Annotated in this window: 22 protein-coding genes; 21 read left to right on the forward strand and 1 reads right to left on the reverse strand. The window is 44.5% G+C overall.

The window, feature by feature from the left end:
• The first annotated feature begins 183 nt into the window (after positions 1 to 183).
• From QMF79_RS04080 to QMF79_RS04120, 9 genes are all read left to right on the forward strand, one after another.
• Positions 184 to 1,296 carry a hypothetical protein gene (locus QMF79_RS04080; RefSeq protein WP_005661672.1) on the forward strand — a complete coding sequence of 371 codons (1,113 nt, stop codon included), beginning with the start codon at positions 184 to 186 and terminating at the stop codon, positions 1,294 to 1,296.
• An 11-nt stretch (positions 1,297 to 1,307) separates the two neighbouring features.
• The gene (locus QMF79_RS04085; protein ID WP_005661669.1) at positions 1,308 to 2,234 is read left to right on the forward strand and encodes a hypothetical protein; all 927 of its coding nucleotides are present in this window, start codon (positions 1,308 to 1,310) and stop codon (positions 2,232 to 2,234) included.
• A 74-nt stretch (positions 2,235 to 2,308) separates the two neighbouring features.
• Complete coding sequence (locus QMF79_RS04090) at positions 2,309 to 2,569, forward strand: hypothetical protein (RefSeq protein ID WP_005661667.1); 261 nt, start codon at positions 2,309 to 2,311, stop codon at positions 2,567 to 2,569.
• Complete coding sequence (locus QMF79_RS04095) at positions 2,569 to 3,003, forward strand: gp436 family protein (protein ID WP_281772866.1); 435 nt, start codon at positions 2,569 to 2,571, stop codon at positions 3,001 to 3,003. Before QMF79_RS04090 ends, QMF79_RS04095 begins: the two co-directional genes overlap by 1 nt.
• A gap of 11 nt (positions 3,004 to 3,014) precedes the next feature.
• On the forward strand, positions 3,015 to 3,482 hold the full coding sequence (locus tag QMF79_RS04100) for a Gp37 family protein (protein ID WP_005661666.1): 468 nt from the start codon (positions 3,015 to 3,017) through the stop codon (positions 3,480 to 3,482).
• 10 nt (positions 3,483 to 3,492) lie between these two features.
• Positions 3,493 to 4,878 carry a phage tail sheath family protein gene (locus QMF79_RS04105; RefSeq protein ID WP_005661664.1) on the forward strand — a complete coding sequence of 462 codons (1,386 nt, stop codon included), beginning with the start codon at positions 3,493 to 3,495 and terminating at the stop codon, positions 4,876 to 4,878.
• Between the two features lie 12 nt (positions 4,879 to 4,890).
• Positions 4,891 to 5,409: a phage major tail tube protein gene (locus QMF79_RS04110; RefSeq protein WP_005661662.1), complete on the forward strand. Its 519-nt coding sequence runs from the start codon at positions 4,891 to 4,893 to the stop codon at positions 5,407 to 5,409.
• 89 nt (positions 5,410 to 5,498) lie between these two features.
• Complete coding sequence (locus QMF79_RS04115) at positions 5,499 to 5,783, forward strand: phage tail assembly protein (RefSeq protein WP_005661660.1); 285 nt, start codon at positions 5,499 to 5,501, stop codon at positions 5,781 to 5,783.
• A complete protein-coding gene (locus QMF79_RS04120) occupies positions 5,767 to 5,913 on the forward strand; it encodes a GpE family phage tail protein (RefSeq protein ID WP_005661658.1) in 147 nt (48 codons plus the stop codon). Before QMF79_RS04115 ends, QMF79_RS04120 begins: the two co-directional genes overlap by 17 nt.
• On the opposite strand, the gene QMF79_RS04125 is transcribed toward QMF79_RS04120, so the two are convergent.
• The gene (locus tag QMF79_RS04125; protein ID WP_005661656.1) at positions 5,898 to 6,209 is read right to left on the reverse strand and encodes a hypothetical protein; all 312 of its coding nucleotides are present in this window, start codon (positions 6,207 to 6,209) and stop codon (positions 5,898 to 5,900) included. The two genes, QMF79_RS04120 and QMF79_RS04125, sit on opposite strands and share 16 nt — an antisense overlap.
• A 46-nt stretch (positions 6,210 to 6,255) precedes the next feature.
• On the opposite strand from QMF79_RS04125, the gene QMF79_RS04130 reads away from it, so the two are divergent.
• The 12 genes from QMF79_RS04130 to QMF79_RS04185 all read left to right on the forward strand — a co-directional run bounded on the left by QMF79_RS04130 (position 6,256) and on the right by QMF79_RS04185 (position 16,920).
• Positions 6,256 to 8,997 carry a phage tail tape measure protein gene (locus QMF79_RS04130; protein ID WP_005661654.1) on the forward strand — a complete coding sequence of 914 codons (2,742 nt, stop codon included), beginning with the start codon at positions 6,256 to 6,258 and terminating at the stop codon, positions 8,995 to 8,997.
• A 12-nt stretch (positions 8,998 to 9,009) separates the two neighbouring features.
• Complete coding sequence (locus QMF79_RS04135) at positions 9,010 to 9,945, forward strand: phage tail protein (RefSeq protein ID WP_005661652.1); 936 nt, start codon at positions 9,010 to 9,012, stop codon at positions 9,943 to 9,945.
• Positions 9,926 to 10,156, forward strand: coding sequence for a tail protein X (locus tag QMF79_RS04140; RefSeq protein ID WP_005661650.1), 231 nt, complete (start codon positions 9,926 to 9,928; stop codon positions 10,154 to 10,156). The genes QMF79_RS04135 and QMF79_RS04140 overlap by 20 nt, the downstream gene beginning before the upstream one ends.
• Positions 10,149 to 11,210 (forward strand): phage late control D family protein, encoded by a 1,062-nt coding sequence (locus QMF79_RS04145; RefSeq protein ID WP_005661648.1) that lies wholly within the window; start codon positions 10,149 to 10,151, stop codon positions 11,208 to 11,210. The genes QMF79_RS04140 and QMF79_RS04145 overlap by 8 nt, the downstream gene beginning before the upstream one ends.
• The gene (locus QMF79_RS04150; protein ID WP_005661646.1) at positions 11,197 to 11,811 is read left to right on the forward strand and encodes a phage baseplate assembly protein V; all 615 of its coding nucleotides are present in this window, start codon (positions 11,197 to 11,199) and stop codon (positions 11,809 to 11,811) included. Before QMF79_RS04145 ends, QMF79_RS04150 begins: the two co-directional genes overlap by 14 nt.
• A gap of 54 nt (positions 11,812 to 11,865) precedes the next feature.
• Positions 11,866 to 12,231 carry a GPW/gp25 family protein gene (locus QMF79_RS04155; protein WP_005661644.1) on the forward strand — a complete coding sequence of 122 codons (366 nt, stop codon included), beginning with the start codon at positions 11,866 to 11,868 and terminating at the stop codon, positions 12,229 to 12,231.
• The gene (locus tag QMF79_RS04160) at positions 12,228 to 13,334 is read left to right on the forward strand and encodes a baseplate assembly protein (protein ID WP_005661643.1); all 1,107 of its coding nucleotides are present in this window, start codon (positions 12,228 to 12,230) and stop codon (positions 13,332 to 13,334) included. The genes QMF79_RS04155 and QMF79_RS04160 overlap by 4 nt, the downstream gene beginning before the upstream one ends.
• The gene (locus QMF79_RS04165; protein ID WP_005661641.1) at positions 13,327 to 13,893 is read left to right on the forward strand and encodes a phage tail protein; all 567 of its coding nucleotides are present in this window, start codon (positions 13,327 to 13,329) and stop codon (positions 13,891 to 13,893) included. Before QMF79_RS04160 ends, QMF79_RS04165 begins: the two co-directional genes overlap by 8 nt.
• Positions 13,894 to 13,918: 25 nt before the next feature.
• Entirely contained in the window at positions 13,919 to 15,589 is a 1,671-nt protein-coding gene (locus tag QMF79_RS04170) for a phage tail protein (RefSeq protein WP_005661639.1), read from the forward strand.
• 3 nt (positions 15,590 to 15,592) lie between these two features.
• Positions 15,593 to 16,144, forward strand: a complete 552-nt coding sequence (locus QMF79_RS04175; RefSeq protein WP_046067883.1) for a hypothetical protein — start codon at positions 15,593 to 15,595, stop codon at positions 16,142 to 16,144.
• Positions 16,137 to 16,625, forward strand: a complete 489-nt coding sequence (locus tag QMF79_RS04180; RefSeq protein ID WP_046067745.1) for a hypothetical protein — start codon at positions 16,137 to 16,139, stop codon at positions 16,623 to 16,625. Before QMF79_RS04175 ends, QMF79_RS04180 begins: the two co-directional genes overlap by 8 nt.
• A 175-nt stretch (positions 16,626 to 16,800) precedes the next feature.
• A complete protein-coding gene (locus tag QMF79_RS04185; protein ID WP_005641687.1) occupies positions 16,801 to 16,920 on the forward strand; it encodes a Com family DNA-binding transcriptional regulator in 120 nt (39 codons plus the stop codon).
• Positions 16,921 to 16,989: the final 69 nt, after the last annotated feature.

Below are 16,989 nucleotides of genomic sequence, written 5' to 3' on the forward strand. Positions count from 1 at the left end.
AGCAATTCGATAAATTATCGCTTGAATAACCTTGAGCGTGTTTATAAACACCGATAAACACGCAAAAACGCCCCATTCGCTTCCTTTTCACTTTCGATTTCCCATTTTCATTCCTTAAACCAGTTTAAAAGCTACAAGCGGTCGTTTTTCCTATGATGTTCGCAACACAAGGAGAACAACCGAATGACCCTGATTGAAATTTTCAAAGCCGGCAAACGACTAGATGCAAATGGCGTAGAAGTGGAAATTACCATCGATGATTTGCAACAAGCCGTCAATGCCTACGACGTAAACTTTCACGAATCCCCCGCGGTAGTTGGACACCCAAAACACAATGCACCTGCCTATGGCTGGGTAAAACGCCTTGAGTTGGACGGTGATGTACTCAAAGCCGAGTTCAACCAAGTGGATCCTGAATTTGCCGAAATGGTGGAAAAAGGACGATTTAAGAAAGTGTCGTCTTCGTTCTATCTTGCCGATAGCCCAAACAATCCTTGCCCGGGCAGTTTGTACTTACGCCACGTCGGTTTCTTAGGGGCAATGCCACCCGCCGTAAAAGGCTTGCGTAACCCTGAATTTGCCGAAAACGAACAAGGCGTAGTGGATTTTTCCGACTGGGCGGAAGCAGGTTTGTGGCGACGTTTGCGTGAATGGCTGATTGGCAAACACGGACAAGATGAAGCCGACAAAGCATTGCCTGATTATTTAGTCAATAGCGTGGTAGAAGAATCTATCCGCAATGATTTGAAACGGTATCAACAAGATGAAGCAGGTTTTCCTGTGCCGAATTTTAATGAACCGAATAACCCAACTTCAGACCCAGCTCAATCAACCGAAGGAGAACTTGAAATGACACCTGAAGAAATTGAACAGCTCAAGGCAGAAAACGAAAAATTGAAAGCCGAAAAAGCTGAAACCGCGCTCAACCAAGCCAAAGCCGAAAATGCCGACTTTGCTGAAGGTTTAGTGAAAGCGGGCAAACTTGCCCCGATTGCTAAACAGCAAGCGGTAGATTTATTGAACTATGCTTCCACCACAATGCAAGGTGGTGTAGTTGAATTTAGCGAAGGCGAAAACCTACACAGCAAACTCAAAGCCTTTTTGGGTGCTCAGCCACAAGTGGTGAACTTCGGTGAAGTCGCCACCAAAGACAAAGCGGCAGCACCGCAAGATGGTACGGTGGAATATGCCGAAGGCACAAACCCAGCCAGCATCGAAGCTGACCAAAAAATTATGGCGTATGCCAAAGAACACGGCGTGAGCTACACCGCCGCCTTTAACGCAATTTATCAATAGAAGGGAAATTTATGACTGCTCACAATCTCGCAGCACTCCGTGTGCAAGATCCTGTTTTAACCAAATTGGCACAGGGCTATCACAATTTAGAACTCATCGGAGAAGTGTTAATGCCGACCGTCGAAATCGACAAAGAAGCGGGCAAAATTCCGAAATTCGGTCGCCTTGCATTCCGCTTACCAAGTACGGTGCGTAACTTACGCGGCACGTCAAACCGTTTAGACCCTGAAGACATCACGGCAATCGACGTGGCGTTGGAAGAGCACGATGTGGAATACGCCATCGACTACCGCGAGGAAAACGAAGCGATTTTCTCGCTCCGTCAATTCGCCTTAAACACCACCCAAGATGTGATTGCACTCGGTCGTGAAAAAGAAGTGGCAACGCTCGCCTTAGACGAAAACAAATACGACAGCGGCAACAAAGTCACGTTAAGCGGTACATCGAAAATCACTAGCAAACAAGCAGACATCTTTGCGATGTTCGACACGGGCATTCGTGCCGTGAAGCGTGCGATTGGTCGCAAACCGAATGTATGCGTGATTGCAGGCGATGTGTGGGCAGCATTAAAAGAACACCCAGCTGTCATTGAAAAACTCAAGTATTCACAAGTGGCGATTGTAACGCCTGAAGTATTCGGCAAGTTGATTGGCATTGATACCGTAAAAATCGGCGAAGCGGTGTATGAAGAAAGCAATCAACTTAAAGACATCTGGTCTGATGCCATTGTGCTTGCCTATGTTGCGCCACGTTCAACCGAACGCAAAGGCACAGTGTATGAGTCGTCTTATGGCTACACCGTCCGTCGTCAAGGTGGCTTATTTGTGGACACCTACAAAGAAAACGGTGGCAAGCTTGAAGTCATTCGCACCACCGATATTCACAAACCGCACTTACTCGGTGCATCGGCTGGTTATTTGATTAAAGGTTGCCTATAACCCCAAAAAATCCCCCCTCTTGAGTAAAGAGGGGTTAGGGAAGATTTGTAACACCGTTTCACTAGGAGAAACCAATGAACAAAAAACTTTACGTTGTTATCGGCACCATGGCCATTCTGCATAACGGCAATCGTTATGAACAAGGTGCAAAAATTGAATTAACCGATGAAGAATACGCCCAAATCTCGCTTTATGTGAAGCTAGATGAAGCTGAAGACGAAAAACGCAAACAGGCGGAAGCTGAGGCGGAAAAAGCTCGTCTTGCGGCAGCAGAAAAAGCCCGCAAAGAAGCGGAAAAGGCAAACAAAAACAACAAAGGCGAAGGTAAAGAATAATGTACATTCAGGCACAAGATTTAACGGAAGTGGTGAGCGAAGTGGTGCTTGTGCAACTCTCTAATGACAACACAAGAGCAACGGAAGTCGATTATGCCGTATTAAACAAGGCGTGCGAATACGCTACCGAAACGGTGGACGGCTATTTACGTTCACGTTATTTGCTACCGTTAAATGATGTGCCAACGCTTGTACGTAACATTTGTCTACAACTGGCTCGCTATTGGTTGTATTCACGCCGTCCCGAAGGCAAAGGCTTTCCCGACAATGTGAAAGAAACCCACAGCCAAGCCTTAAAAGATTTGGATCGCATTGCCAGTGGCAAACTGCATTTGGGCTTAACGGAAATCGGCGCGGAAGGCGATGACAGTTTGCCGTCTGCGTTGAAATTTAAAGCCCGTGCACCGCAGAAATTGGATTTGTCGGGTTATTAAGGAGCGCATCTATGAGTGCCACTTTACCGATTTTGCAAAGCATCAGAGATCATATCGAACAGAAGACCACGAGTTTCAGCATCGAACTGTTCCCCGATGACTTAGACCGCTACAACCTCACCGACCAATATGGTGCGGTGTTGGTGCAGTATGCAGGGTCAAAATTTGAAAGCCTTGATAGCACCGACATTATCCAACAACGCCGCAAAGTATTAGTGGCTTTGACCGTAATTGCTCGCAGTCAGCACGATGACTCAGGGGCGTTGGAAATGCTCGACCAACTCAGGCTGGCGATTGTGGGATTTCGCCCGACAAATTGCACCGCTTGTAGCTTAGTGAGTGAAGAATTTGCAGGTGAAGACGATGGGCTTTGGCAATATCAACTGATTATTCAAACCGAAACGTGGCAGGTGGAAGTACACCAGCCGCAAAATTTACCAAAATTTACCGCGGCACGTTACCGCCGCAAAGAACCATAAGGAGAACATTATGGCGTTTCATCACGGAACGAAAACAACACGCGTGGCAGGTGGCTCTGTTGCGGTGGAAACGGTGGACGGTGCAATTATTGGCATCGTAGGGACTGCACCTATCGGCACAGTCAATGAATTGACCGTGTGCCAAACCACCAAAGATTTTGCTCAATTTGGTGTGATTTTAAACCAAGGCTTTACCCTGCCTGATGCCTTTGATGTATTAGCACGCTATGCTGCAGGTAAGGTGTATGTGGTCAATGTGTTAGATCCGAAAAAACACAAAACTGACATTACAGACGAAGTCTTAACGCAAGACAGCTCCACCTTAATGGCAAAAACAGCGAAAGCAGGCTTATTGAACATTAGCATTCAATCATCTAGCCAAACCTTGCAAGAAGGCACTGATTACAGCGTAAACTTGCAAACAGGCGAAATTACCTTTACTACACGCCACGAAGGGTTAAAAGCGACTTACGCTTATGCTGATCCTGAAAAAGTGACCGAAGCGGACATCAAAGGCGGTATTGACGCTGCTACCGGCAAACGCAAAGGCTTGGAATTGGTGCGTGACGGTTTCAATTTATACGGTGCGGATGCCAAAATTTTAATCTGCCCAGAGTTTGACAAAACGGCAAGCTGTGCAGCGGCTCTTTCAACATTAGCCGAACAGTTAAAAGCAGTGGCTTATGTGCAATTGCCGAAAGGCACATCGCTTTCTAAAGCGATTCAAGGGCGTGGTCCACTTGGCACGTTAAACGCTTCAGCAAGCTCTGAACGTGTTCGCCATTTCTATCCCTATGCGTTGGGTTCAAGCAACACATTAGAAAGTTTAGCGGTACACGCAGCAGGCTTGCGGATGAAAACCGATACCGACAAAGGCTACTGGTTCTCTACCTCAAATCGTCAGTTGCAAGGCGTGATTGGAATGGAAGTGCCATTGACTGCTCGTGTGGATGATGAACAATCAGAAACCAACCTGCTTAACGCAGTAGGTATTACCACAATTTTTAACAGCTTCGGTACAGGTTTCCGCTTATGGGGTAACCGTTCGTCAAACTATCCAACCGTGACCCATATCATCAACTTTGAAACGGCGTTACGCACAGGAGATTTGATTGATGAAAGTATTCGCCGCACCGAGTTGCAATTTATAGACCGCCCGATTGATGATGCGTTGATTGACAGCCTATTGGAAACAGTAGACACCTATTTGCGAGCCTTGCCAAGCATTGTAGGTTATCGCGTCAGCCTTGACCACGATACCGACTTGGTGGATGAATTTAGCAAAGGTCACGTGCCGTTGATGTATGAATACACGCCGAAATTGCCAGCCGAGCTTATCAGCAATAAATCGGTAATGACCCGTAAATACTTAGTGAACTTGGTGTCACAACGCTAGAAGGAGAAAATTATGAGTACCGCAATTCATCAGATTGTGAACGCTAACACTTATATGGATGGAAACTCCCTTTTAGGCAAAGCCAAAGAGTTTAAATTACCGGACATTGAGTTTGAGTTCATTGAACATAAAGGCTTGGGTTTACACGGTACGGTAGAACTACCGGCAGGTTTAAATGCCATGGAAGGTGAAGTGATTTGGGGTAGCTTTTATCCTGAAGTGCGCGCAAAAGCCTACAACCCATACAAAAACGTGCAATTAATGACCCGTTCTAACTTGCAGGTGTTTGATTCGCGTGGACTTGCCGCTGAAGAACCGCTTGTGACCATCATGAACGTGGCATTCAATAAAACCACTGGCGGTAGCTTGAAAAATAAAGAAGCAACGGAGCATTCCGACACCTTCAAAATTTATTCCATCAAGCAAACCTTGGCAGGAAAAGAAGTGTTGTTTGTGGACGTGCTTGCCAACATCTACCGCGTAAACGGTCAAGATGTGTTGCAAAAATACCGCACTAATATCGGGCAGTAATTCTTTAAAGCAGTTTAAACGACCTTTAAAGCCCATTTAAGTAAACTCCTTTGTGAAAGTTAAACAACACACTCACAAAGGAGTTTTTTATGTCTCAAAAAGTCGATGCAGTTCGCACAACCATTAAATTGTCTAGTCCTGTTCAATTACCTGATGGCACAACGCTCGAAGAGTTAAAAGTGCGTGAACCATTGGTAAAAGATTTTCGTACAGCAAGTCAGCAAGGTAAAACTAACGAAGATCGTGAAATTATCGTTGCAGCACTTTGCTGTGGTTTGGTGTTGGAAGATATGGATTTAATCAAATGGAAAGATTATGTTCAGGTACAACGATTTCTGTTTGGTGCAAGCAGTGAAGATGGAGACGCTGAATAATGCGATTGCCGACATTGTTTGGTGGTTTGGTTTTTCAGCAGAAGAAATTGATGGTTGGACACTAAAAGAACTTGATGATTGGCTTTTTCAAGCCAATCGTCAGGTTAAGGCGGGTTATGTACGAGCTTGACGGTATAGCCCAACAAGCCAAGATGAAATACCAACGAAAGTGGCTGTGATAAACGAAATCGCAGCCATTAACGGTGAGAAAAGTAAAGCAACAATAGAGCCTAAAATTAAGTAAATAAAGCCACCGAAAACGAATGTCATCAAGCTACTTGTTGCGTCAATCATTCCTACCCAATACCACCAACTAAAGGCGATAAAACCAGCGGCAAATAACATTCCTGTGATGACCCAATAGGTTTTTTCAGCAGTGCTGTAACCGCCCCACTCTTCAATAACCTCTTTGAATAAATCAAACATAATAAGCCTCCTGAATTTTTCGTATATTTAACATAGTGAGTAAAAAATGGCAAACAATTTAGTTCTCGGTTTAGTAATTGGTGCTTCATTAAAAGGCAGTTTTTCTGCTGCTTTTGGTAAAGCCAATCGAACCGTAGAAAATCTCTCTAAAAGTTTGGGCAAAGCCACCAAAATGCACGACCGAATGGGGGCTTCTGTTACCAAAATGCAAGCTAAGCAAGCCGCATTACATCAAAAAATGCAGTTGGCTTATCTTTCAGGCGATAAAAGTATCAGCAAACTCACTCGCCGATATGAAAAAATGCAAACCCAAATTACCGCACTTGTTGCTAAACAACAACGTTTTACTTCAGCAATTCAATCTTCTGAGAAAGCTCAGAAATCATTATCTACCGCTATTGATAAGCAAAAAGCCCGCAAACAAGATCGCGATGAATTAAAAGGCAAAATTTTAAAATCTGCGGGTGCAACAGCTTCAATCGCTATGCCAACTTGGACAGCGGTGAAAGGCTATATGGAGCAAGAAAATGCGGCAACCGATCTTAAAATCACAATGATGAAAAAAGATGGTAGTTTTGGTGCATTTGAAGAAATCAGCAAAATTTCCAAAGAGCTGGGGCGTGATTTACCAGGTACTACTAAAGATTTTTATCGCCTTTCTCAAGCTCTGAAAAAACAAGGTTTATCAGATCAGATTCTCAAAAATGGTGCTTTAAAAACTTCAGCAGAATTAAACGTCTTATTAGATATGGATCAGCAATCAGGCGGTGAATTTTTAGCGAAGTTTATGGAATCCCATCGCTTAGATGAATCTGAACTGGCAAAATCTGCCGATTATTTGCAACGAGCAATGTTTGCTGGTGGCTTGAGTAAGGAGCAGATGTATGAATCAATGAAATACTATGCTCCTAAACTTAACTCGATGAAGCTGACAGGAGCAGAAAACACCGAAAAAATTCTTGCGATTGAAGCTATGGCAGGACAACAAGGCTTAGAAGGTTCAACCTTTGGTACAGGGTTAAATATGATGCTATCCCGAATGAACAAAGGTCCGAAGATGATCCGTGATGCCAAAAAAGGAATGAAAGCCGAAGCTCGGGATATGATGGAGTCGGTAGGCGTTGAGTTTAACTTCTGGGATAAAAAAGGTTCATTTAAAGGCGTAGATGGCATGCTCGCCGAAATGCAGAAGTTTGAAAAAATCCGTCAAAAATATGGCGATGAAGGTGTTGGCTTAGTTGCAGAAGAATTGTTTGGTATTGAAGGTGGTCGTCTTGCTGATATTTTAGCTCAAAAAGGGGCGAAAGGCTTGGACGAGATGATTGCCAAAATGCGAGAGCAAGCCAGCCTGCAAGAGCGGATTAAACTCAAGACCGCAATACTTAGCTCTGCTTTAGAAAGCTTAGGTGGCGTTTGGGAAAATGCTGTGGGGGCTTTTGGTTCAGCGTTTGCTGGGGATATAAAATCGTTAGCAAATGATCTGCAAGGTTTTATTGAAGATACACTCACACCATTTATCAATGAGCATAAATCATTGATTAAGTGGGGCGTTGCGGTTGCGGGTGGTTTAGCTGGATTAAGCACCGTTGCATTTGCCACAAAATTTGCTTTTAGTGGTTTGGCTTCAGTTTTTTCGGCAGCATTTATGCCATTTAAAGTATTTAAGGCAATTAAAGCAGCCAAAGAACTTGAAACCTTAACGGGTACAGTTACCAAAACAGGTAGAGTAATGAAATGGCTTGGTTCAGCCTTTGGTGTTGCGAAAAAAGCCTTTATTGGATTAGGAAAAGCTTTCCTCACCAACCCTATCGGCATTGCCGTTGCCGTTATTGCAGGGCTGGCTTATTTACTTTGGGATAACTGGGACTGGGTCAGCGAAAAATTCAGCCAAATGTGGCAATGGATTGGCGAGAAATCAGCTCAATGTGGACAAGTAATTTCCGATATTTGGAATGGGGTCACGACTTTCTTTAGTGGCATATGGGAAAACATTACCACTTTCTTCAATTCAGGCATTGGCAACATCACCGCAACCATTCTGAACTGGTCGCCGCTTGGTTTATTCCAGCAAGTATTTTCTACTGTGTTGTCGTGGTTTGGTATTGATGTGCCAGCTAAATTTACCGATTTCGGCAAGAATATGATTGACGGGTTAGTCAATGGCATTAAAAACGCTTGGGAAGGTGCAAAACAGATTGTCTCAGACTTAGGCGACGGCATTAAAGGCTGGTTTGCAGAAAAACTCGGTATTCACTCGCCAAGCCGAGTGTTTAAGGGCTACGGTGTAAACGTGGTGGAAGGCTTGGCAATCGGGATGGATAACGCCCAGCCAATCGCCACGGAAGCCAGCAAAAATCTCTCAAGTGCGGTGAAATTTGAGCCTGTTTTAAATAGCGTTGAAACCGCCTTTAAACCGCTATTAAACGAGAAAAAAGGCTTTTTAGGCACACTGTGGGACGATGTGAAATTCGGGGCGAATTTTGTCGGCAATCTGCTTGGACTTAATCAATCGACCGATTTCCGCACACCTAATTTTAACCCTGACGCAAACAGTCAAAATCCGTCAATCCTTCGCGATTATCAACCGCTAAATAGAAATGCGGTTACCAATAACGAAACCAATCAGCACAACGGCATTGTGGTCAATTTTAACCCGACCATTAACGTGAACGGTAGCCAGAATCAGGGCGTGTTGGAGCAAGTTCAGCAAGGTATGCAAATGAGTTTGTATGAATTAGAAAAAGCTATCGAACGAATTATGGATCAGAAAATGCGGAGAGCTTACTAAGGAGAAACAACGATGTATTTTATGCTAGGTAATATCGCCTTTGAGCCTGTCAATTTGACCGATTTCAACGAAACCCATTCGGCAGATTTTGCCGAACACGCGGTGCTTAAAGGCAAGCCAAAACTGCAAGCTATGGGCGAGAAACTGACAGATTTATCCTTTGCGATTCGCCTGCACCACAAAATCGGCGGCGTGGAAAGTCGTTATCAATCGCTACTTTCGGCAAAAGCTAAGCAAGACGCTCTTGCCTTGATGTGGGGTTCAAAATACAAAGGCAATTTTGTGATCACCGATATTTCATCAACCACACTATTTACCGACGGCAAAGGTAATGCCTTAGCGCGCGAGATGAATATTAGCCTGAAAGAGTTTGTCGGCAATGGGCAAGCAGGCTTGCTTGGTGCGGCGTTGAATGTAGGCGGTAAATCGCTGCTCGGTTCGATTTTGCCGAAAGGCTTAACCAACACACTTTCAACTGTGAAAAGTACGGTTAGCCGTGGCGTGGAACTCTACAACCAAGGCAAACGTGCGGTGGACGAAGTTCGCAACACCGTTGCAGTAGTTCGCCAGTTGGCACACGATCCTGCGTCCGCATTGGCGTATTTGCCGAGTGCGCTTGCTAATTTAGACAACGCCTTGGGTGGTTTTGGTGAACTGGTCGGAATGCAATCTGCTTTCGAGGGCGTTCGCCAGTATCTGCCTGCCATTAGCGAATTTAGCCGTGATGTGTCTGCGATATATGATGATTTGCAAATAATGAAACAGAGTTTCAGTCGGGCGTCTGCTGATAGCGAATGGAATAACTGGTTTACGCCTGCCGATAATGCTTTAACTGAAATCAATGAGCGGCTGGATAATTCCGCAAATTCAGTGGCAAAAATGACCGCTTGGATCGTGTTGCGTGAAGATGAAAACGTGGAGAATGAAAATGACCCAAACCGTCCTTAAACACACTGTCAAACAAGGCGAACGCTGGGATCATCTCGCCTATTATTACTATGGCGACGCACTGGAATATGCTCGGATTATTAGAGCCAATCCACACATCAGCTTTTGCGAAGTGTTGCCGACAGGGGCGACAGTGTTTATCCCTGTGCTAAATGTGAAGTCGACCCAAAACGAAAATTTACCGCCGTGGTTAAGAGGAAATAATGAGTAAAGTCCAAACGCCCGATTTTTCGCTTTTTTATGAGAAAACCAATATTACCGCTGACATTGAGCCGTCTTTGCTGGAATTGACTTACACCGACTATTTGGAAGGGCAATCGGATGAGCTTTCTGTATCCTTTGAAGACATCAGCGGTAAGTGGATTCGCCAATGGTTCCCCACACAGGGCGACAAACTCAAGGCGGCGATTGGCTATCAGGGCGAGTCTCTGGTGCAAATTGGGGCGTTTGAGATTGATGAGGTAGAATATGGCTATCGTCCGTCCAGCATTACCTTGCGAGCCTTATCCACTGGCATTAGCAAAGCTAACCGCACGCTAAAGCCGAAAGCCTACGAGAACACCACGCTCGCCCAAGTAGTGGCAGCGGTGGCGAATCGCCTGAAGCTCAAATTGGTGGGCAAAATTCGCCACATTCCCATTCAACGCATTACCCAATATCAAGAGCGTGATGTGGAATTTCTTGCCCGCCTTGCTCGTGAATATCATCACAGTTTCAAGATTGTGGGCAATCAACTGGTGTTTACCGATAAAGATGAACTCGGGCAAAGTCAACCTGTGGTCGTGTTGGATGAAAGCGAATGTATTAGCTTGCGACTGCGAGATCGGATTAAAGACACCGCAAAGCAAGTGGAAATCAAGGGCTTTGACACAAGCGGTAAAAAAGTGGTGAAAAAAAGCAAAAAAGCCACCGCACTTCGCCCGAAAATGCAGCAGGCACAGGCGGCAAGTGGCGATACGCTCAAAATTACGACACGTGGCGAAAGCCAAGAACAGATTGATGCCAGAGGCGATGCAGCATTAAGCGAGCAAAACGAAGACCAAAGTGCAGGCGATATTACCCTGATTGGCAACCCAAAACTGGTAGCAGGTTCGACTATTTGGCTTAAAAATTTAGGCGTGTTTTCAGGTAAATACTTAATCAAGCAATCACGCCACACCTTTAACAAACGGGGCTACACCACGAGCATTGAGGTGCGAATGTTGGAATTTATCCCCGATGATTTGATGACTTTAGGCATGGAGATGACGAATGCAAACCCATAATTTTGGTGCAACCTATCAAGAAGGCATTGTGTCGGCAATCGACCCGAAAAGCCATAAAGTGCGGTGTAAAATTCCTGCCCTTGAAGATTTAGAAACCGCGTGGCTTTCTTTCCTCACGCCCAACGCAGGCGGCAACCAGTTTTACTGCTTGCCTGATGAGGGGGAATTGGTCGCGATACTCCTCGATGCGCGAGGTGAAGGTGGTTGCGTCTTAGGCGCAATCTACAACACGCAAGACCCGACGCCTACGGGCGACAGTAATATTTGGATGAAGAAATTTTCTAACGGCACGGTAATTAAGCACGACCGCAAAAGTGGCAACGTCGAAGTGTCTGCCATAGGTGATGTGCTGATTAAGTCACCTTCGAAAGTCACCATTGATTGCCCGGAAACCGAAACCACAGGCAACCTGCTGGTGAGCGGTGCTTTAATCTATATGCAAGGCATGACGGGTAACGGCGGTGGTTCCGGTGCAACGGCAACCATTAACGGATCGTTAGAAACCAAGGGTGGTGATGTGAAAGCCGACAATATCAGCCTGAAACAACATAAGCACACTGAACAAGGCGATGGCAAACAGACCTCCGCCGCACAGTCATAATTCTTTAAATCAGTTTAAAATCCAGCCCTCTCATAGCCTTGTATCATCAAGGCTATGAACACACAAAACACACTCCTCACAACACACTGGCAACTTGCACCAAGTCTTGATTCTCAAGCGGTGCAAGGCGTTGATGACATTCATCAGTGCATTGACCATATTCTTTCCACGATGAAAGGAACAGATGTGTTGCGTCCTGAATTCGGCTCCGATCACTTTCAATATATCGACCAGCCGGAAGACATTGCCATTCCCAACATCGTGCGGGAAATTACACTTGCTCTGCAACGTTGGGAAAAACGCATCAACATTGATTCAGTGGACGTTGACGGCATGGCTCCGCACTTTGAATTTGTGATTTATTGGTCACTTACCGATGATGTGTATCGCGAAATTTACGCCACGAGGGTTGCTCAATGAATAGATATGATGTGAAAGTCGTTGATGACAATGTAGAAAGCATTTTACGCGACGCTATTGCGCAGTATGAAAAACGTACCGGCAAAATCTTACAACCGGCACACATTGAACGTTTACTTATCAACGTATATGCATTGCGTGAGAGCCTAGCGCGCCAAGGTATTAATGAAGCCTTTCGCCAAACCTTTCCACAATACGCCACGGGGCTTGCTTTGGATTTATGCGGGGAAACCTTTGGTTGTTATCGTTTATTGGATAAACCGGCTCGCACGATTTTACGTTTTAGTATCACAGGCGATCACCCATCCGTTTTAATCCCCAAAGGCACGCGTGTAGCGGTAACAGATGACATCGAATTTATCACACTTAATGATGATGTGATCACTCCATTAATTTCTTATGTAGAAATCGAAGCCGCCTGTAATAAAGCCGGTAAAGTCGGCAACGGTTGGGAGCTTGGGCGTGTAAAAACACTCAAAAGTGCGGTCAATTTTTCAGGTGAAATCACTATCGCTAACATTGATGTGCCAAGTGGCGGTTTAGCGCGCGAAGAAGATGACGACTACCGCAAGCGAATTCTTGCCGCACCGGAAGCATTTACCAGTTGTGGCTCAATCGCGGCGTACGATTATCACACCCGCGCTGTATCGCAAGACATTGCCGATGTGAATGTCTCCAATCCACGTGGCGGTTTAGTGCGCATTACCGTGCTCACAAAAACAGGCTTGCCTGATGGTCGTTTGCTTAATGATGTAAAGCAATACGTTAGCCCGGAACGCCGTCGTCCGTTATGCGATACCGTCGAAGTGATTGCACCGACTAAGCGTGATTACCAAATCAACGCCACATTAACGCTACTCGACGGCTACCGCGAAGACATTGTGAAAACCAAAGCCCACGATGCGCTTCAGTTGTATTTATCCGATAAAACCAAAAAACTCGGCATTGACGTTGTGCCGTCTGCCATTATCAGCGCATTGCGTGTCGATGGCGTGTATGACGTGAATCTGATTGCCCCGGCAAAAATCATCGTAGGTGAAACCGAATGGGCAAACTGCACAGCAATCAATATCGATGTCGCACTGGAGCGCAGTAATGGCTAATTTGACTTACGCGGATGTGATTGAGCGTGAAACCAAATACAAAACCTTGGCAGATTTAAGCGGGCGCATGAATGCGTTGGATAAAAGCAAGGTGATGACGACTTTAGTCGAATTGCTTGATGATGAATTTATCCCGTTACTCGCTGGAAAATGGAGTGTGACGGGTTACGACGGCGCATTTTTAGCAGAAAATGACCATTCAAAACGAAGTTTAATTAAAGCAGCTATTGAACTGCACCGCTACAAAGGCACGCCTTGGTCGATTCGTGAAGTGTTGCGCCGTTTAGGTTTTGGCGAGATTGATATCGACGAAGGATTAAAAGCACGGACTTATGAGCATAAATTTGTACAGACGATTCCGTTAAGCGATAAATGGGCTTATTACGCCATCCGACTGAATCAACCGATTACCAATGACCAAGCACAACAACTACGTAAGATTTTACGTAATTTCGCCCCTGCACGTTGCACATTAGCTGTACTGGATTATAAATCTGTACCGCTATGTTACAACAACAAGGCCCGTTATAACGGCAGTTATAACCACGGTTCAAACTAGATTAAACCTCATTTAAAGGATAGTTATGGCTAATTTAAAAGAACAAGAAAATTGGGAAGACGGAGTTTATCAAATTGAAGAAAACGATCCTGTGCTTGGTGGTGAGAATGGCATTACGAATAAGCCACTCAAGCAATTAGCGAATCGTACCAAATATCTCAAAGCTGAAATAGAAAAACGCTACATCGCACAAGATGCTTCAACAGAACAAAAAGGGCTTGTTCAACTCGACTCAAGCACTGATTCAGATGCGGAAGATAAAGCAGCAACGCCAAAAGCTGTAAATGCCGTTAAATTGTTAGTAAATGCTGTACGAAGTGCGCTAAGTAACTATATTCCGAATAGTAAAAAGTCAAATGCTGATAACAGCTCAAGTTCAGACACTATTGCAACGAGTTATGCTCTTAAAAAGGTACGTGATATTGCAACAACAAGAGCAACAGACGCAGTTGCTGGACAAACAGTACTGTCACATAAAATAAATGGTACAGATAAGACAAAAGCAGCAACAGAGTTTGCGCTAAATGAATTAAATAAAGAATTAGCTGGTAAAGGCGTGCCTATTGGTGCCGTAGTGTCATTTCCCCGTGCGGTAACCAATCCAGTTGGTTTTTTAAAAGCCAATGGCACAACATTTAACCAACAAACCTTTCCCGATTTATACCGCACTTTGGGCAACAGCAACCAACTTCCTGATTTAACCCGTAGCGATGTGGGGATGACGGCTTATTTTGCCGTGGATAATATCCCTGCAGGCTGGATTGCCTTTGATGAGATTGCCACACAAGTGACCGAACAACGTTACCCCGAGTTATATCGCCACTTAATCGACAAATATGGCTCAATTAATAGTGTGCCTAAAGTAGCAGATAGATTTTTGCGTAATGCGGGCAATGGGCTCTCTGTAGGGCAAATACAAGAAGATGACTTAAAACGACATGTGCATAGAGTACCGATAGACTACGATTCTTGGTTCGACGACTCAAGTCAAGGAAGAAATAATTCGTATTTTGATTATACAACATTTGCTCAGTCTTCAGATTTGTGGAGCACCCTTGGTTATGACAATGCAGATGGAGATAATGGCTTTGTGTCCCCAAAAGACACCTCTCAAATGGCAACAGGTGGCGATGAAACTCGCCCTAAATCTCTCGTGCTAAAACTTTGCATCAAAGCCCTTAATAGTTTTGATGATGTGGTCTTTTGGATTAAATCCCACGGTGAAGTAACCAATGCTGGCACGCTTGATGCAGGGCGATTAGCGCAAGATATCCAGCAACTTAGTGCAAAAACTCAACAAATAGAACGCCAATCAAATCAAAACGAAAAACTCTCTCTAGAACTTAAAAATCAATTATCTCAGATAAAAAATAAAGAACCCACGTCGCGCAAGATTTGGCAAGGCAATGTAACCAATGGTAGTGGTGTGCTTACACTCTCAGAGAGTATCATAAATAAAAATTTAGTTTTTTATTTACAACCATCAAGTGGGCATACTTTGAGCAACAATGATGTAAATACCGTGTCTTGTTACATTGATAGCACTCTGCCAGATGTTCGTCGTACTCGGTTTGCATTTACAGCATACTGGGATGGTGGTTTACGCAATTTTAAAATTGAGATCGTTAGCGAAAAACAAATTAAGTTAATTGATGCTAGTAGTTTTTATCTCAAAATGATTACAGCGAGTGACTAGATGATTAAAGTATATTTTTTAAAATCAGATCTTAATCAATATCAGATTTTCCCGGTGCCATCAAACACTGGAGAATTTGTCGAAATTGAGATTGAAAGCGAAAACGTCCTTAATACAAAGCAGCTTGTTTTAAAAGGCGGTCAATATGTCCTTGTTGACAAGGATACTGGCGTCAATCAGGAGGTTGTTAAAAAGTTAATGGACGGCATTGACGACCACGCAGCAAAAATCTACAGCACATGGACTCGATTTGAGAGCGAGTATCGTGAACGCCAAGCGGCGGCAGAAGCCTTTAAATCAGCAAATTATGAGGGCGAGTGCAGTCGATATATCTCAGACTTTGCGCAACGAGCAAGACTGGATAATAAAACCGCCACAAACCTGATTTTGACTCAGGCGGCAGGGCTCGAAAAACTACAAATGGAGCTTGCCAACCAACGTATGCGCAAGTATGAACTCAAAGCCCCTAATCTCACACTTGAGCAGTTGCAATCAATCCATGATGACATTATCAAGCAGATGGATAACTTGATGGAGGCATATCAAAATGGCTAAGGTCTATTTGACGATGTACAAACACAAACGAGACTGGCGCAAAGAGCCAGCCAAAGCGATAGCCGACCGCATTACTCGATTTTGCACAAAGGGCAAATACTCGCACTGCGAGATTGCCATTGAGCGTATTGAGTTTGGCAACGGGCATCATTATGAGCATGCGACAGTATATGACTGCTACTCATCATCGGTACAAGACGGTGGGGTGCGTTGCAAACAGATTGATGTGTCCGATAACACCAAATGGGATTTAATCCCACTCAACGATGTTACTGAGGAACAAATCAAAGCCTATTTTAGCCGCACTTTGGGATGTAAATACGACTGGTGGGGTGCGCTAGGAATCGTACTTGGAATCAAACAAAAACGCTCTAAGTATTTTTGTAGCGAATGGTGTTTTAATGCGATTTGCGGTAGCGAGAGCGGTTGGCGATTTAGCCCAAATCAACTAGCGGCTATATTTAATAAAGAGAAAAGTTAAAAGGAGAGTTTACCCTGCACAAAGTTTAATTCAGTAAAGAAAAGACGGCGATAACAACGGCACTAGGAATGCTCGTTGTTACCAGCTACGCAGAACGAGCCTGCATATAGCCATACGCCGCCTACCTTGCGCAAGGCGGGCGGATTGTAACAAATCTTTTGATTAGGAGAAATATATGCAGTCAATTAAAGCAATCCGTTGCACATTTTGTAACAAATTATTGGCAAAAGTGGGGATAGTTGGTTATTTAGAAATCAAATGCCCTCGTTGCAAAACCGTTAATACTACACGTTAATTTGATTTGAGTGTCAGAATGCCTTGAGCATCGGAACGCCATAGAAAGGAAAAACTATGGCAAATCAAA

It is taken from the genome of Pseudohaemophilus parahaemolyticus (assembly GCF_938021905.1).
Taxonomy (GTDB): Bacteria; Pseudomonadota; Gammaproteobacteria; order Enterobacterales; family Pasteurellaceae; genus Haemophilus_A; species Haemophilus_A parahaemolyticus_B.

What these genes read in the sequence shown, in the direction of transcription:
- QMF79_RS04180 (WP_046067745.1), top strand. Translation starts at nt 16,137, where the DNA reads ATGGCTAAGGTCTATTTGACGATGTACAAACACAAACGAGACTGGCGC.
- QMF79_RS04140 (WP_005661650.1), top strand. Translation starts at nt 9,926, where the DNA reads ATGACCCAAACCGTCCTTAAACACACTGTCAAACAAGGCGAACGCTGG.
- QMF79_RS04165 (WP_005661641.1), top strand. Translation starts at nt 13,327, where the DNA reads ATGGCTAATTTGACTTACGCGGATGTGATTGAGCGTGAAACCAAATAC.
- QMF79_RS04125 (WP_005661656.1), bottom strand. Translation starts at nt 6,209, where the DNA reads ATGTTTGATTTATTCAAAGAGGTTATTGAAGAGTGGGGCGGTTACAGC.
- QMF79_RS04150 (WP_005661646.1), top strand. Translation starts at nt 11,197, where the DNA reads ATGCAAACCCATAATTTTGGTGCAACCTATCAAGAAGGCATTGTGTCG.
- QMF79_RS04135 (WP_005661652.1), top strand. Translation starts at nt 9,010, where the DNA reads ATGTATTTTATGCTAGGTAATATCGCCTTTGAGCCTGTCAATTTGACC.
- QMF79_RS04090 (WP_005661667.1), top strand. Translation starts at nt 2,309, where the DNA reads ATGAACAAAAAACTTTACGTTGTTATCGGCACCATGGCCATTCTGCAT.
- QMF79_RS04080 (WP_005661672.1), top strand. Translation starts at nt 184, where the DNA reads ATGACCCTGATTGAAATTTTCAAAGCCGGCAAACGACTAGATGCAAAT.
- QMF79_RS04185 (WP_005641687.1), top strand. Translation starts at nt 16,801, where the DNA reads ATGCAGTCAATTAAAGCAATCCGTTGCACATTTTGTAACAAATTATTG.
- QMF79_RS04115 (WP_005661660.1), top strand. Translation starts at nt 5,499, where the DNA reads ATGTCTCAAAAAGTCGATGCAGTTCGCACAACCATTAAATTGTCTAGT.
- QMF79_RS04170 (WP_005661639.1), top strand. Translation starts at nt 13,919, where the DNA reads ATGGCTAATTTAAAAGAACAAGAAAATTGGGAAGACGGAGTTTATCAA.
- QMF79_RS04145 (WP_005661648.1), top strand. Translation starts at nt 10,149, where the DNA reads ATGAGTAAAGTCCAAACGCCCGATTTTTCGCTTTTTTATGAGAAAACC.
- QMF79_RS04085 (WP_005661669.1), top strand. Translation starts at nt 1,308, where the DNA reads ATGACTGCTCACAATCTCGCAGCACTCCGTGTGCAAGATCCTGTTTTA.
- QMF79_RS04110 (WP_005661662.1), top strand. Translation starts at nt 4,891, where the DNA reads ATGAGTACCGCAATTCATCAGATTGTGAACGCTAACACTTATATGGAT.
- QMF79_RS04130 (WP_005661654.1), top strand. Translation starts at nt 6,256, where the DNA reads ATGGCAAACAATTTAGTTCTCGGTTTAGTAATTGGTGCTTCATTAAAA.
- QMF79_RS04120 (WP_005661658.1), top strand. Translation starts at nt 5,767, where the DNA reads ATGGAGACGCTGAATAATGCGATTGCCGACATTGTTTGGTGGTTTGGT.
- QMF79_RS04155 (WP_005661644.1), top strand. Translation starts at nt 11,866, where the DNA reads ATGAACACACAAAACACACTCCTCACAACACACTGGCAACTTGCACCA.
- QMF79_RS04160 (WP_005661643.1), top strand. Translation starts at nt 12,228, where the DNA reads ATGAATAGATATGATGTGAAAGTCGTTGATGACAATGTAGAAAGCATT.
- QMF79_RS04100 (WP_005661666.1), top strand. Translation starts at nt 3,015, where the DNA reads ATGAGTGCCACTTTACCGATTTTGCAAAGCATCAGAGATCATATCGAA.
- QMF79_RS04105 (WP_005661664.1), top strand. Translation starts at nt 3,493, where the DNA reads ATGGCGTTTCATCACGGAACGAAAACAACACGCGTGGCAGGTGGCTCT.
- QMF79_RS04095 (WP_281772866.1), top strand. Translation starts at nt 2,569, where the DNA reads ATGTACATTCAGGCACAAGATTTAACGGAAGTGGTGAGCGAAGTGGTG.